Source organism: Vibrio sonorensis (genome assembly GCF_001854765.1).
GTDB lineage: Bacteria > Pseudomonadota > Gammaproteobacteria > Enterobacterales > Vibrionaceae > Vibrio > Vibrio sonorensis.
This window is the reverse complement of record NZ_LJJE01000063.1, coordinates 357282-373330: the sequence shown is the minus strand read 5'-3', so window position 1 is coordinate 373330 and position 16049 is coordinate 357282. Positions and strand designations below refer to the sequence as shown.

Genomic DNA, 16049 nt, shown 5'->3' with positions numbered 1-16049 from the left:
GGTCAATAGTTGTGCAACCTATTAAAAAATATAAGATTTTCATTGAATGAAAACCAAAATAGAGCAAAATACTAAAGTTGGCAAAAGATAGAGAGGCTTACACATGTTCAATAGAGCGTTACTCGCGATGTTGCTTACTGCTACTACGACAGCGGTAGTGGCAAACACAAACTCTTCACAAGCCTTGAGTGGCTACTGGCAGTATGAAGAGTACTTAGATGCTAATCCCTCTCAGCAGAAATTGACCTCAAATCTTGCTGATGCTGTTAGAAATAATCCGATTCCAATAGCAAAAGCGCAACAACAACCAATAACCATATCGGTAGTCTATCCTGGGCAACAGGTTTCTGATTACTGGGTTAGAAATATAAAAGCCTTTGAGACTCGACTCGAAGAGCTGGGTATAAACTATTCAATCAATCAGGTGTTTACACGGCCAAACGTTGATGTCAGGCAACAAAACCTTTCACTTTTGGAAGCGGTAAAAAACAAATCAGATTATCTAGTTTTTACACTTGATACTACGCGTCACAGAAAGTTTATCGAACACGTATTGAACTCTGCAGACACCAAGTTGATCCTACAAAATATAACGACGCCGGTCAGAGCATGGGAAGAAAACCACCCGTTTTTGTACGTTGGGTTTGACCACTTACAAGGTACTAAAGTTCTCGAAAGTTATTTCAAAGACCGTTTCAGTCGTGACCACAAATATTCGGTACTTTATTTTTCCGAAGGTTATATAAGTGATGCCCGTGGTGATACATTTATTGAGGCCATGAGCCAAAATGATACATACACTCTTTCATCTGCTTTTTACACCAAAGCGACACGAGAATCAGGTAAGGAAGCGGCGCTAAAAATTCTCAATAAAGACCCCGATATCTCATTCATATATGCGTGTTCAACTGACGTCGCTTTAGGTGCCGTTGATGCGCTTAGCAAAACTAACCGCACGGATATTTTGGTCAATGGTTGGGGCGGTGGTTCGGCCGAACTGGAAGCGATTCAAAAAGGGCAATTAGACGTGACTGTGATGCGTATGAATGACGACACGGGAATCGCGATGGCTGAAGCAATTAAATGGGATATTGAAGGAAAAACTGTACCTCATGTTTACTCAGGTGACTTTGCTCTTGTTACTGCAGAAGACTCACCAGAGAGAATTCAACTGCTAAAAGAAAGAGCGTTTAGGTACTCAGATAGATAATGAGCAAAATTAAAACGAAACGCACCAGTTTAGTCTCGTTAATTACCCGGTCGGTATTTGTGACTATCGCTATACTGACGGGTATTGTCTTGCTACAAAATTATCAAGTGAATCGTCAGGTTGTTTCGATAGAAGTGGCAAGGTCAGTTCAACAAACATCTAGTCTGGTCCAAGAGATCTTCTCATTCCGATTGAAATCAATAGAGATTCAACAGGATAGTTATAGTAGAAACCCAACTCTGGTTACCTCTTTGACCAGTGAACCGGACGAACTGTATAACTTTTTCTCTAGCGTCGATCAGATGAACCCAAATAACACACCAGATTTACGGTTTGTCACTAGTCATCAAGAAATCATATGGCATGATCACAACAACGAATTTTACGGCATAGACCAAGTTGATCTCGAAGTTATAGCGAATCAAGTGTCTCATGGGTCGGCATGGCACTTATCACAAGCATCTTCTAAATTGGGTACACGTTACTTGATGGTAAGGCGTTCGCCAATTATTAACGCAGACTCCGGTGAAGTCGTCGGCTATCTACACATAGGTGTCATACTGAATGGCAACTTTGCACTTATCAATGCCATGTTAAAAGGCTCAAATGTAGAAAATGTTTTCCTGACAGTTGGTAGTGAAGTTATTGCGTCTAGCAGCAAAGAGGGGACATCTACTCACCTAGCTTGGTTAGAAGAGTACACCCCTGAGTTTGCTCTCACTGAGAATATGGTATCAAAGACTGATTTGTCGATAGATGGAGTGCCGACCTACTTAAGTGTTTATACCGTGCAGAGTAATGACCATATTCTGTCCTTGGTCAGAAGTCATTACTGGTGGGGCATAGGCGCATTAATTTGTTTAATGATCATGGTGGTATACAACCGATTTTGGTTGGGGAAACGGGTTGCTACCGAGCTGGATAACTTGACTGAATTCACGAGGCAAACAGTCAAAAATAGAAGTGGCGTCTCATTTAGTGGTTCAAACATTGAAGAGTTTCACACCATTGGCGAGTCATTTGAAAGGAACTTTAAGCGTACTCAAGAGCAGGAAAAGCAATTTGCTGACCTGTTTAATTTCTCATTATCGCCGATTACCTTATGGGACAAATCAGGTCGTTTGATAAGAGTAAACCCAGCAGCGCAACACATTTTCCAAATTGATGAAGAAAGCACTGACGATCACGAGTTTTTGTCTAAGCTAGCGCCGCAAATTAACATGTGTTCCAAAGGCGCAACACTGACGGGTGTCAATCTGCAAATAAGTAACAAGACTTATAGGTGGAACCTTTCTCCGATCAGTTTAAATGGACAAGTGTCTAATGTGATGGCTCAAGGACAGGACGTGACCAGCTTTGTCGAAGCAGAAAGACAGAGCTTGGTCGCCAAAGAAGCCGCAGAAGAATCTGCGCGTTTACGTGCAGACTTTCTAGCTAAAATGAGTCATGAGTTAAGAACGCCACTTAATGGTATCTTGGGTGTATCCCAACTGCTAAAAGGCAATCTTTCTGACCCAGATGACTTAGAACATGTAGATATCCTTTGTAACAGTGGAGAACACCTTCTTGCTGTACTAAACGACATATTAGATTTTTCCAAAATTGAGCAAGGGAAGTTCCACATTCAACACTCAGAGTTCAAAATCTCTGAGTTAGTTAACGCAGTAGAAAAAATCTTTGCGCCATTATGTGTAGAAAAACATATTGGCTTTGATGTGAACACCAATGTGAACGATAAGTGCTATGCCAACAGCGACCAAGTTAGGTTAAACCAGATTCTATTTAACCTAGTAAGCAACGCGGTGAAGTTCACCCACAAGGGTAAAGTGGTTGTTAATATTCTGGTCAAGGAGACCGAGGACGGAAATAACCTTTTGGTTATACACGTTGCTGATTCAGGAATAGGAATAGAGCAAAAAAGACTAGAACAAATCTTTGAACCCTTCGTTCAAGCTGAGTCTACGACAACAAGAGAGTACGGCGGCAGTGGACTTGGTCTGGCGATTGTGAAAAGTTTGGTCGATCTTCTCGAAGGGAAGGTGACAGTTACAAGTCAAGTCGGAGAGGGGACACAGTTTCACATTGAAGTACCAGTAGAATCTAGATTGATAGAAGAAGGTACGGAAATTGAAGAGGTGATGATTCCACCTGCTGAACTGTTTGAAAATGAGCTAAACGTATTGTTAGTTGAAGACAACAGAACAAACGCCTTTATTGCCAAAGCGTTTTGTGAAAAATACCGTATGAAAGTGGACTGGGTTGAAGATGGTTACCAAGCGCTAGACTATCTTAAATCTAACAGTGACGTTGACCTGATTTTGATGGACAACCAGCTCCCAAATATTGGCGGTGTTGAAACTACTCAAATTATTCGCGAAGATCTGGGCCTAGATGTCCCAGTTTACGCTTGTACTGCCGACGGTATGCAAGACACTAAACGAGCATTCTTGTCAGCAGGAGCCGACTATGTGTTAGTTAAACCTTTAAAAGAGCGGGCGCTAAACGCCGCATTTGTACATTACAAATCTCATTTCTATCACAAAGAACTGGAAAGGTAGTTGTGCTCAAGTAGTGCAAGTTTGAGGCGATCATTCATTTTAAGTGCCTGATCGTACTTAACTCCGTATCTGTGACCATTTTTCTCTTTTGTAATACTCACTATGCTATAGCCAAGTTTGTCTGGCAAAAACTCACTAAATGGAGAGTGTATATCAATCAAACTGTTTCGCGATAAGTTGCACTCGCCAAGTACGAAAAACGCTAATCCAGAAAGAGAGAAGTCGAGCATAGTCGCTTGGTAAGTGATGGTGTTTGAACTAATCTCAATCGGGATCTCGAAAGAGTATCTCTCGTGGTTTCGTATAGGCTTAGACGCAAAGTGTTTTGGAAAGCGTATAAAAATGAGTTGTACTGGAGAGTTCACTATCTGCAGTACTGTCGACTTAAACGCAATAACATGACCGAGTGTTGTATCAGTGACACATCTTACGACTACGTGTGCATTGGAGACATTCCTCATAACCAATGCTTCTTTCGCCTTACTAGGCAATTCCAAGATAATGTATTGTCCCTCTTTGTGTCCCACAAGGGAAGTTGCAAAGGTGAACTGATCTTGAATAGTAAATTCAATAGTAAGGGATAGCCTAGTGCCTGGCTTGAGCAGAGGAACTAACTCATTAATGGTTTTGTTAACTGAAGGCATAGCAATAGGTTGCGTATTTAAAACGTATACTATAGTTTAAAATGCTCGCTAAAACAGTGACCTAGAACAAGATGCCTTCAGGTAAAACGCTATCGAGCTAATTTGTGGTGGGCGCGAGAAAAATGATCGGCACAAAACGCACCAACAATTGAAAGTTCACCAGCCAGACACAAACTCGCTGCGACTTCGGCAAGGGCATTGGCTTTACCACTACCAAACAATCCTAAAATATCGAGACAAGCCTTCTGAGTTGCAGTCCAGTGCCTCCGCCAACTGTCCCTACCATGAGGTTTGGTAAAGTAACACTCGCATATAGACCACCATCATCACTTAGCTCCATACGGGTAATACCGATAGCAGATTCAGCGACGCATGCGGCATCCTGACCACAAGCTATGTACAGGGCGGCAAGGGCGTTAGCATAATGGGCATTGACGCCAATTTGTCCACTAAGTTGAGCACCAGTCGTTGTCATTTTTCCAAACTCAACCATTTGAGCAGGGGTACAATGCAGGTGTTTTTCTATCTCGAGAGAAGGGATATGAACTTCAGCCACTACCTTTCTACCACGTACACCTCGCAGTGCGTGTAAGTTTGGTTTTTTGTCACCGGATAGATTGCCGTCCAAGTAGCTTGCTTTAATCCTATTGGGGACTTTTGCTTGATAAAATTAAATACTTTATGAGTAGCAATCGTCACCATGTTTTGACCACTGGCGTCGCCAGTATGATATTCAAAAACCAAGTAGACATGGTTGCCTTCAATGTTTACCGAAACGTCGTGAAGACGTCCGTGAGAAGTAGTGGTCTTAACAAGCTCTTTGAAATTATCGTACTGAGTTACAACCCACGCGACAAACTGACCAGCTTCAGACAGGTTCGAAAACTGAAAGACAGGACTGCGCGTTACACCTTCATTGATAACCATGGCACTGGCACCACCACTTGCGGTAATAAGCTTTGCGCCGCGGTGGTAAGAGGCGACCAATGCCGCTTCTGTCGTAGCCAAAGGCACTAAAAAATCGTCCCTTGCATTTGTACCGTTAACGCGTAAAGGGCCGGCAATCCCTAAAGGAACCTTAGCTGTACCGATAAAGTATTCAATGTTTTTGTCGTATACCGAAGAGTTCCTATAGGTGGCCTCATCGCAAAGTACCGATTGTTCAGTCAGTTGAGATAGTACAGACCAACGCTGTGAGATTGCTTTGTGTTCTATCGATGGAGACGGCGTTAGGCGGTACTTTGGTCGATCAAAAATTGGTTTAAGGACCTCATCGAGGTCAATAGGACCATCGTTCTGGGCATGATTAAAAATGGGGTGCTTGAGAACTTTTTTCGGTAACGGCATGGAGACAAGAAATTAGAACAGGTCAGGGGATTGTACGTCTTTACCTAGCAATAACAACCGTTCATTTATCACTTGCTACAAATTAAACATGGATATCGAGTAAAGTACCAATCATATCTTGGTCGCGTTGCAATACATTGGTTCCAATTAGATTGTATTGGCGGGCTTGGTTAAGTTCTACAAGAGCGTCGGTATAGCTAGGCTCAATTTGGGAGAGGGACTGTTGTCTTTGATCTTCTTCTTCGATACGACGTTCAACGTCGTTGGGAGTGGGAGTTTGTTCTACGCGGTTGAAAGAGAGCTCTTCTGACTGCTTTTCTTGGGAGGCAACTTCATTAATTTCGCGAGCAGCTCTCTCAGCCATTTGATTTGACTGATCAAGGATTTGGTATCCAGATTGTAGACTTGAAACTGCCATCGAAATAACCTCCGCTCTAACTATAGCTTAAGCCGAGTTTGCATTTTGAGCAAGTTGTGCTATTCGACAGCAAATAATTTAGAAATCATATCTAGCTCTTGATTGCTGAGGATAGCCTTTTCTCTAACTTTCTCTTTTTCACCTAGGGTTTCGTTTATCTTACCGCGAAGCAATTTTAACTGCTTAGGGTTTAAAGACCCAACGAGTGATTTGATGTATTCGAACTGTTGTGTACTCATAAGCTTTTACAAGAAAGCAAATGTTGCTTTGGGCTTTTACTTGCACTCCATACATGGGTAAACGTTTATGCAAATGTTAACTTGTAGTGCTTGTATTTTGTCCGAATAGTGTCAACTACTGCAAAGGCATGGTCAGATATTAAATAAAAAATACGCCTTATGCCTATAAGAGTAACCTTTGATTAGTTTTGTATATACGCAACCCAAATCGCCGAGACCTGTGTGACATGGAAACAGCTAGGTTTACACTCAATGCAAATTACGATTCGATTTGCTGATGAGTTCGAACCGCGAGATTACCCGACAGGGAATGGAGTTCCGGGAGCATTCTATAGATCAAATACAACTGTTGTAACACCATGCGAGCCGAACTGTCGTCTTCTTCACGCCATTCAGAAAGTCTTTGTTCAATATCATTGCTACATAGAACACTGCTATCGGAGTGGGGTACACGGTCATAAAGCGATTTTTCCAGAAGCTCCAAATGTTGATTAATTACTCGGTGAGCATCCAACACTAATTGGTGAGTAGACTCATTGTCCAATCGCGTTCTATGGGCGCCAAGGGCAGACACGTAGCTCAAAAGAGCGTGGTTGAGTGTCAAAAAGCGAAAGCATTCGTCAACCGAAGTTCTGTAGCGACCTGGTTCAGCGAGCATATTGGAAATAGAGTTACTGAGTGTGGCGTCATGATTGTGCGCATCTCTACGTGCGACGCGATAGTTTAAATTGTCTTTTTTACCAACTCTATATTGCCCAATAATTTGCAACAAATACTTTCTATTGGCGAGGACGGCTTCTGCCATTACAGTGTGGATTTTTCGCGATTGCCAATCAGGGAGTATAAGAGTTACAGCACCAGCGGCTAGTAGACATCCAATAATGGTATCCATCAATCTTGGTAAGACAACAGCATAACCTTCGCCGAGTTGGTGGAAACAGAAGAGCACCAGCACAGTAATAAATCCGGTGGCGTAGCCGTAGTTTGCTTTTCTGAAAACAAAGAAAGCGATACCTGAAATGAGGATTGTAATAAGTTGGCTTTCAACCGATGGAAGAATAGTAAGCAGCGGGACGCCAATAAGTAAACCTGCAAGGGTTCCAATGATCCTTGCTACGAGCTTTTGGCGGGTAGCACTGTAGTTAGGCTGGCAGACAAACAGGGTGGTGAGCAAAATCCAGTACCCCATCTCGATATTAAATGTTTTTATAATTCCATAGCCCAAAGTAAGAGCTATAGACATGCGTACTGCGTGTCTAAAAAGCATAGAACGGCGGTTAAGGTTGGACTTAATCCGTTGCCACATTGCCGAAAGTGTATGTACTTCAGTGTCGTATAACTCTTCGTCCTCCAACTTTTCAACATCCGGATTATTCACATTGTTAAGTTGCTTTTCAACAGTCGTTAAATTGTTAAACAAATACCCCAGTTGGACCAAGGGCTGACGCCATTGGGGGCGATTCTGACCTTCTAAAAAGGCCATCGACGACTGTAACTCATCGAGCGCTAAAATGGATTTGGAGTCGTGTTTGTACTCTTTACCGACGCGAATTGATTCGGCAATATTGCGACAAGCTTGGGCATAGCACTCCAATAAGTATTTAAAGCGGAAGAGAACGTCAGTACGTGAAAATTCACTGGCTAACTCTTGATAGCGATAGTGAGTTGAACTTACTCGCTCATGAATGTCTTGTGCAAGAAAGTAGATATTTAAGAAGCGATCGCTGGCACTGTCGACGTGTCCTTTTTTAGAGCGGTTGAGTAAAGTGGCCTTTGACACATTCAGAGCTTGTACGGTTGAGGCATTTAATTGAGCCTCGGCTATTCGATGTGGTTGAGGAACGAGGTCCGACACGGGATAAAACAGTTCGCTTTTAGCGTCGAGATAGTTAGCAAGCTTAAGGAAAACGTCAGACAAGTTGTGTTGAACGGGTTGTAAAGGCCAAATCAAGTACCAAATCATCGACAATAGGTAGTACCAGATCGCACCGCCTAAAAGTAGTAAAGGCTGCAGCCAAATCGATGTGCTTTGATTTGCACCAAGCATCGTATAGATGGCAATCAGTAAGGACCCAAAGGCAATGCTGGCATATCTAGGGCCAATCGCTCCTAGCATGATAAACGCGAAAGTAGAAACAAACAGACCGACTGCAAAATATAGCGGCGTCGCGAACAAAAACTCAATTGAGAACGACGCTATGGCGAAACAGATCAAAGTCAAGGTAATCGCTTTAACACGGCCTGATAGCTTGTCGTCATTTTCAGCGAGTGCGGCGGCGATTACCCCAAGTATTATTGGGATGATCATATCGGTCACTTCAGGGTATATAGCGGCGGGTGCGATTACACCGACTAATGTCATTAGTATAAGCAGTCCATAATTGACTGATTGATTCGCCCAGAGGTGTCTAATGCTACTTTTACCGAACAACTTCGCTTTCCCACTTGTAAAAACGCTACTTTAACTACAAAGATACACTAACTTTCTGATCCAGATAAAGAAACAAAATCGATTGGTCAATCCGTGTCCGACGATTGCGTTTTAGTTTTGGCATACGATATGATGTGGCGATTGTTGGATATGGATTATGCTCTATGCAGCTAAACGCGAAAACGACCGCCCGTTTTTTTGTTCAAGACGAATTTCACCATGTGGAAATCGCAAACGATACCTTGGTGTTACACTCTGAGACGATTGAGGAGAGGATCCCTTTTACCAAGTGGAATGGTCAAGTACGGGTAATTCCGGGTCTTTTTTGGTTTTCCCTTCAGTTTTTTGGGCATATTGAAAGAAGTAAACAACAAACATGGTTAGTTCAAGGTTTACCACCTGTTCAAAGCAAAGCCTTTGCAAAAGCGGCTATCGATGTATATGGGAAGTGGCATAACAATCAGTGCCAACAGCTAGCGAATTACCTTCCAAAATGGGAATCGGCCATCAGTGGGTTTAAACGCCAACCTTCCTATCTTAAACGTTCTGCTACTAAAGCATGGGTTGAGGAAGTCTCTGCTCAATTTAATGAAATGAACATGACCCTAGATGAAGCAGTGAAAAATGTTCCCAAACGAATGGAGCCAATATCTAATTGGTTAACAGAAAACGATGCTTGTACAGACTTGCGAAACTCAGACTGGATTGAGCAGGAAAGAGCCAACTGGGAAGTACTGTTTAATCAAGTTGAAAGCTCACCGTTAAACCATTCCCAGCAGTGCGCAGTGCTACTCAATGATGATCACAACTTGGTGTTAGCGGGGGCTGGCTCTGGCAAAACAAGCGTTTTAACCGCGAGAGTCGCGTATCTTTTGCAAAGTCACTTAGCGAGAGCAGAGGAGATCTTACTTCTGGCATTCGGCAGTGATGCGGCTCAAGAGATGAAGGATCGCCTCAATGCAAAAATCGGTATTGAAGCCGAGAAGGTCAACGTCCATACCTTTCATCAGTTGGGTCTAAAGATACTCAACTCCAATAATAGCTCAGTGACGTTGTCACCAATGGCGAGTGACGAGGGGCAAAGAAAAGCGTGGTGTATTGATTGGCTCAAGAAACATTGGATGACACCTACGAATTACAAACGTTGGCAAAAACATTTAAACAAATGGCCTATCGCTTATTTATCTGGTGACGAAGACCTTGGCAGTCATTCAGAAAACCCAAAACTGATTGGCTGGCTTTTACAGCAGTTGGATCAACTTTGTTCAGTTGCGATAAGCAAAAAACAGATCCAAGAACAGATGGTTTCGCACAGTGACTACTCAAGGCTAAACAGCGAACTAAATCTTATCTGGCCTTGCTATCAGGCTTGGAATCAACAATTAAAAGAACAGGACAAGATCGATTTTAATCTGATGATTTCTAACGCTACGCAGTTAGTGAAGAAAAACAAATTCACCAATCAATGGAAATACATCATGGTAGATGAATACCAAGATATTTCCCCCAAGCGATTGGAGTTAATTGAGAGCTTGTGCCTGCAAAACTCAAAAGACCCTTCCGTGCTATTTGCTGTTGGCGATGATTGGCAATCTATTTATCAATTTGCAGGCTCTAAAGTGGACCTCACTACTGGGTTCTCTGAACGCTTTCCAAACTCAAGTACCCACTATTTAGATACAACATATCGCTTCCCGAGTACTTTGGGTGATGTTGCCAACGGGTTTATCACTCAAAACCCCAATCAGCTAGAAAAACCATTAAACAGCTACAAAGTTCAAAAACAAAAATCTGTCACCGTTTCGAAAATGAAGCAGGTAGAAAAAGTTTTGGATACGCTTAATCGAAAAGATGAAGGCTCTAAAGTACTGATTTTAGGAAGAAACCACTATCATAAACCAGAACTGATGAAGGACTGGATCAAACAATATTCTACTCTAGACATTGGCTTTATGACTTGCCACGCTAGTAAGGGACAAGAAGCGGACTATGTCATTATTGTCAACGTTGACGAAGGGCAGTTTCCAGCCAGAGTAAAAGCGCCGCACGTTTCTGATGTTTTGACCTCCAACGGAGATGACTTTGCTTATGCAGAAGAACGACGGTTATTTTATGTCGCGTTAACCAGAGCGAAAAAGCATGTATGGGTGTGTTACAACGGGTCTGGGTCGGTATTCGTTAAAGAACTGCTAAGTGACTATCCAGTGATCAAAAGATAGAAAAAACAGAGCCTGCTTATTGCAGGCTCTGTTTTATGTACGTTCGGCTAAATAGGCTTCGTAATCAGGTATCTCTATATCGACCTCTTTTTCCACCAGATCAGAAGAAAAAATAAACTTTGCCGTTGCGCGATTTGTCGCGACAGGAATGTTCCAAACGCTGGCAATGCGAAGCAGGGCTTTGACATCGGGATCATGGGGAACGGCGTTCAGTGGGTCCCAGAAAAAGATCAACACGTCTATTTTACCTTCAGAAATCAGTGCGCCAATTTGCTGGTCACCACCCATAGGACCACTGATCATGCTTTTAATTGCTAGGCCGGTTTCCTTGCTAAGCATTGAACCTGTCGTGCCCGTGGCATACAAAAAGTGTTTTTGTAACTTGTCTTTGTTTTCTGTTACCCAACGTAGGAGTCTTGTTTGCAATTGTCATGTGCAACGAGAGCAACGTGTTTATGTGCAGGCATGGAGCGAGTCGTCTTTTGCATTAGTGTTGTTCCAGTTTTAGTTCTGTTCGCTGTTTAATATAAAAGTTGGCCTAAACTCAGACGGAGATAGGGATTGTTGTATAACTTGGCTATCCAATGAGTCGGGTTCGAGACCTATAATAGTTGGAGAAATTGAATAGTCTTGCGTTTTACCCGACAAGTGTGAAACCGCTTGTAATATGGATGCTTCGCCTTGCTTAACCATCAAATCTGTTGGAGAGAAAAGTACTTTTCCTCGGATCAACCCGCGGTAGACACCGTGACTAAGGTAAGTTGAAAGTAAGCCTATTTCCTCTAACCGATTGGCAGCCCTAAGTTCGCTGATGGCAACTTCGATGGCGACTGCACTACCAACTATATAGTCGACTTCTTCGGAGTCGATGATCTCTTGAACAAGATTGCGTTGTAGTTCTTTATCGTTATCGGCCCAATGGATAGAGGTCACTTTAGCACTGCTGTTTGTTAGAGCATCGTTTAGCCCTTCTAAGACCGGTTTTGTACCACCGCTAGATTTTGGTCCTGGTAGCAGGGCTATTTTGGCTTGTTTGCTACCTTTGGGGTGCAGCTCCGATAATTTCTGACCGACTAGGAATCCCATGTCGTACCAATCGGCACCGACCCGACCATGCAAGTTATAACCGAGGTCAAGGTTGAGTTGATTGACTATGGCAAAAACGGGAATAGGTCCAACTAAATCGTTAAAACCGTTGTGATACGCATTAGGGTCTACAGTACCGAGTAGAATGGCGTCGGCCCCCCATTTGGCGCAGTATTTGATTTGAGCCTGTTGTTTCTTGAGATTGGGATAGCCACCGGATTCAAAAACTCGAAGTGTAATGTCTTCCTTTATTGCGGCCTTAACCATCCCGTAGTTAACCGAGATCCAATAAGAGTCTTTCAGATGGGGGTACACCGCACACAATTTGTACTTAGTGTTAGCGAAAGCGGTAGTACTGCACAGTGTGGCAAACGTAGTTATCAATAATTGACAGGCTCTGAGTAACTTCATAGTTGGTGAAAGGTTGGTAAACCAGAGATAAACACTGCAAAATATAACTTAATCTACTGCTTTTCAGAAGAGATGTATATCTATGTTGTTTGCCAGAGCTAGCATTGGACAAAAACTATTAGTCGCTTTTAGCTTTATGGCCATTTTACTGGTTGTATCCTCGCTAATCGGTGTCTTTGGTTTTAAGCAAGTAGCGAAAACAGAGAACGAAGTTGTAAACAGAGCCATACCGTCAATGGTTCAGGCAAGAGAGGTTTCTGAGTTAAGTTCAAAAATACTAGGTTCTCTGCAACAGTTAATCGCTTCTAGGACGGAACAAGAGCGTCAATCAACGGGTAAGGTTTTGGTTGAACAGTTGGAGGCGTTACTTGCACACATAGGAGAGCTCGGAGCAGAAAGTTTTGATGAGCAGCTGCTAGCGAACTTGGCAAATAATGTTCAAGACATCATAGATACCCTCGCGGAACTGGGCGTTTTGGTAGAAAACCGCCTAACGTTAGAGAAAGAAATCCGTTTTAGAGCCAATGAAATGCAGGTTATATCACGGGAATTAGAAACTCTCACAGCTACACAAGTTTCAAATACTGGAACTATAGCTACAGCAAACGTGACTCAAATATATGGACTATTAGCAGATAACAAGAAAGAAGAGGTTTACAACGCACTAGATACGCTAGTCGAGGTAGACTTAGATCTGGCTGAGCGTCTCCACGAGTTGCACTTATTGGCTTATACCGTACTCAACCAAATTGAAGAATCAAAAAGTCTCAACGATCGAGAAAGGCTAATTCAAATTCAACGAGAGTTTTCGAATAACCTCAAACTCATGTCCAGAAGAGCACTTTCCGTTGAAGACCCGAATCGCTCTTTGCAAATGACTTCTCTTATATCCGCTTTGAAAGCAAAAGAAGATCTATTTAAACGAGTAGACGACAAACTTTCAAACCAAGAGAGATCAGCGGAAAAGGCCCAACACGCCTATGCACTTTTTAGTTCACTTAACACCACTGTCAATCGGTTAGTTGATCAAGCGAATGTATCGACAAAGGAAGCGATACAAAAACTAAATATGACGATGGATTACGCCAAACTTTCTCTGGCGATTATACCTCTTGTCGGTTTTGCAATAGCGGTATTGATTATTTGGCGCTTAGTCTATATCCGCGTTCTTAAACGCTTAGCAACGTACTCTTCAGCCCTACAAGATGTTTCTAAAGGGCAATTAGCGTTTCACTTAGATATTAGTGGTAGTGACGAACTAGCAAAAATGGGGAAGGCAATTGTCAACGCCCGCGATACCGCGAAAGCGCTAAAGATAGTTGCAGAAAGTGAGGCAAAAGCAAAATTTGAACTAGAAGAGCACAAGCAAAATCTGGAGTCTTTAGTAGCGCAAAGAACACTTGAATTGGTTGAAGCAAACGACAGGTTAAATGCTGAGGTAGAAAACCACGCCAAAGCCCAAGAAAGAGCAGAGCAAGCAAGTAAAGCAAAGTCGGCCTTCTTGGCAACCATGAGTCACGAAATTAGAACACCGATGAACGGTGTGCTAGGAACCGCGCGACTTTTAAAAGAGAGCAAGCTCAACAAAGAGCAAGACCACTACGTCGATGTTATTAACCGCAGTGGTAAATCATTGTTAGCAATACTCAACGATGTACTGGACTATTCGAAAATAGAGGCTGGCCACTTATCAATCACATCATCAAACTTCAATGTCTGCGAGTTAGTGAAAGAGGTTGGAGAGCTATTTGAATCCAAGGCGATAGACAAGAATATAAATTTAAACTTTCTCATTGAGTCGGACGTCAAACCTTATCGAGTTGGAGATAGAACAAGAATTGGTCAGATTCTAGCGAACCTTATCGGCAATGCGGTTAAATTTACTGATCAAGGTGATGTCGATATTTCTCTTTTTCAAGATATTGATGAACCACAAAAAGTGACGTTTGAGATCAGCGACACTGGCGTTGGTATCAAAGAACAAGAGATGGCAAATCTATTCGAAGCGTTTTCTCAAGTGGAAGATGGCCCCCATATCAAAGGGGGTACAGGTTTAGGTTTGGCCATTAGTAAACACTTGGTCGAAGCGATGGGTGGAACGATAGACGTCGAGTCTGAATATCAGCAAGGGAGTTGTTTCCGATTTACACTAACCTTACCTATAGGCATGGCCTCAATTGAAGAAGAAAGTATACCCTCAGCACGCCGCGCTCAGTTAAAAATACTGCTTGTCGAGGATAATCCTGTCAACCAATTAGTAGCGCGTGGCTTTTTAGAGATATTAGGTCATGACGTGACGGTGGTCGATACGGGTAAAGATGCTATAGAAGCATATAGGTTGCAATGTTACGACCTAGCACTTTTAGATATTAATTTGCCAGATTGCTCGGGCATAGATTTGCTGCAAAGTTTCAAACAACTAAAAGACAGTGACAAGATGGTTTTCGTTGCCGTATCTGCTCATGTATTCAATGAAGACGTGTCCCAATATCTCGATGCTGGCTTCGATGGTTTTGTCCCCAAACCACTAGAGATCGAACAGCTAAATCAGACCATTGCTAAGCTGATCGACCATCAAGGGCAGGACAGAATCGATCCTGCACCGACAACACGCGACATTCTAGAGTTCGATCAGTCGATAATTGAAAATGATGTTCAGGTTCTTGGCGTCACTCGTGTTAAGGAAATTGTCGAAATGTTTGATCTTTCATCAAGGCAAGTATTGGTTGATTTAAACAAAGCAAACCAAGAACAAGACCATGTTCAAATTACTCAACTAGCACATAAACTTAGGGGTTCAGCTTCCAGCTTAGGTTTGTTAGCATTGGCCGAGTTATGTAAGGACATTGAGTTCGCTGATAACTCCGTTACTACCTATCAAAAGCACGCTCATTTAATAGATAGCCAAATTAAGAGTTCTATTAAACAAATCAAAAGCTTGCCATCATTAAAGGAACACGATGATAGTAATTAATTCTGAACGTCTCACAATGGGGCAAATTATCAATGATGACTGGTCCCTTTTTCTTAGGTTAAATCAAGAACCTGAGGTGACGCGTTACGCTTTTGATCCGCCTAGTGAACAGGAAATCAAAGCGAGATTTGAATCAAGGCTACCAAAGTGGAAGTGGGGAAGCGAACATTGGTTGTGTCTTACTATTCGCGACAAAGAATCGGGCGAAGCGATAGGTGTAACAGGTTTGTGCATTTCAGATAAAGAGAAAGGCGACGTTGAGGTAGGCTATTTGTTGCTACCTGAGTTTCACGGCAAAGGCTTTGGTACCGAATCTCTAATCGCTTTGATTGGTCATGTAGTTAGTGCGTTTCCTATAACCTGCATAACGGCCATTGTGACGGACGGAAATATAGCGAGCTGCAAGGTACTCGAAAAATCGGGGTTTACTCTTGAAGAGCGAGAGGCTGACGCTTATGAAATAGGCGGTAAACTCTACGATGATCTTATATATCGAAAACACATCTAAGGGT

At 42.6% G+C, this 16049-nt stretch carries 10 protein-coding genes and 2 pseudogenes; 5 read left to right on the top strand and 7 right to left on the bottom strand.

What is annotated here, in order from left to right; genetic code table 11:
• The first annotated feature begins 103 nt into the window (after positions 1-103).
• Both BLO31_RS11935 and luxQ read left to right on the top strand, forming a co-directional pair.
• Positions 104-1210, top strand: a complete 1107-nt coding sequence (locus BLO31_RS11935; RefSeq protein WP_070966522.1) for an autoinducer 2-binding periplasmic protein LuxP — start codon at positions 104-106, stop codon at positions 1208-1210.
• Positions 1210-3768: a quorum-sensing autoinducer 2 sensor kinase/phosphatase LuxQ gene (gene luxQ / locus BLO31_RS11930; RefSeq protein ID WP_070966518.1), complete on the top strand. Its 2559-nt coding sequence runs from the start codon at positions 1210-1212 to the stop codon at positions 3766-3768. The genes BLO31_RS11935 and luxQ overlap by 1 nt, the downstream gene beginning before the upstream one ends.
• Here luxQ and BLO31_RS11925 read toward each other — a convergent pair.
• From BLO31_RS11925 to yccS, 5 genes and pseudogenes are all read right to left on the bottom strand, one after another.
• Entirely contained in the window at positions 3747-4412 is a 666-nt protein-coding gene (locus BLO31_RS11925; protein ID WP_070966515.1) for a flagellar brake protein, read from the bottom strand. The two genes, luxQ and BLO31_RS11925, sit on opposite strands and share 22 nt — an antisense overlap.
• 89 nt (positions 4413-4501) lie before the next feature.
• Positions 4502-5759: pseudogene (locus BLO31_RS11920) on the bottom strand (hydroxymethylglutaryl-CoA reductase).
• Positions 5760-5841: 82 nt separating this feature from the next.
• Positions 5842-6177 carry a hypothetical protein gene (locus BLO31_RS11915; protein ID WP_070966512.1) on the bottom strand — a complete coding sequence of 112 codons (336 nt, stop codon included), beginning with the start codon at positions 6175-6177 and terminating at the stop codon, positions 5842-5844.
• A 59-nt stretch (positions 6178-6236) separates the two neighbouring features.
• On the bottom strand, positions 6237-6416 hold the full coding sequence (locus BLO31_RS11910; protein WP_070966509.1) for a hypothetical protein: 180 nt from the start codon (positions 6414-6416) through the stop codon (positions 6237-6239).
• Between the two features lie 259 nt (positions 6417-6675).
• Positions 6676-8847, bottom strand: a complete 2172-nt coding sequence (yccS, locus tag BLO31_RS11905; RefSeq protein ID WP_070966505.1) for a YccS family putative transporter — start codon at positions 8845-8847, stop codon at positions 6676-6678.
• Between the two features lie 164 nt (positions 8848-9011).
• Here yccS and helD point away from each other — a divergent pair, with 164 nt between their 5' ends.
• On the top strand, positions 9012-11066 hold the full coding sequence (gene helD / locus BLO31_RS11900; RefSeq protein WP_070966495.1) for a DNA helicase IV: 2055 nt from the start codon (positions 9012-9014) through the stop codon (positions 11064-11066).
• 33 nt (positions 11067-11099) lie between these two features.
• Here helD and BLO31_RS11895 read toward each other — a convergent pair.
• Both BLO31_RS11895 and torT read right to left on the bottom strand, forming a co-directional pair.
• A pseudogene (locus BLO31_RS11895) lies at positions 11100-11554 on the bottom strand (methylglyoxal synthase).
• A 16-nt stretch (positions 11555-11570) separates the two neighbouring features.
• Complete coding sequence (gene torT / locus BLO31_RS11890; RefSeq protein ID WP_070966494.1) at positions 11571-12563, bottom strand: TMAO reductase system periplasmic protein TorT; 993 nt, start codon at positions 12561-12563, stop codon at positions 11571-11573.
• A gap of 82 nt (positions 12564-12645) precedes the next feature.
• Here torT and torS point away from each other — a divergent pair, with 82 nt between their 5' ends.
• Together torS and BLO31_RS11880 are read left to right on the top strand one after the other, a co-directional pair.
• On the top strand, positions 12646-15537 hold the full coding sequence (gene torS / locus BLO31_RS11885) for a TMAO reductase system sensor histidine kinase/response regulator TorS (RefSeq protein WP_070966491.1): 2892 nt from the start codon (positions 12646-12648) through the stop codon (positions 15535-15537).
• Positions 15524-16045 (top strand): GNAT family N-acetyltransferase, encoded by a 522-nt coding sequence (locus BLO31_RS11880; RefSeq protein WP_070966488.1) that lies wholly within the window; start codon positions 15524-15526, stop codon positions 16043-16045. The genes torS and BLO31_RS11880 overlap by 14 nt, the downstream gene beginning before the upstream one ends.
• The last annotated feature ends 4 nt before the right edge of the window (positions 16046-16049 follow it).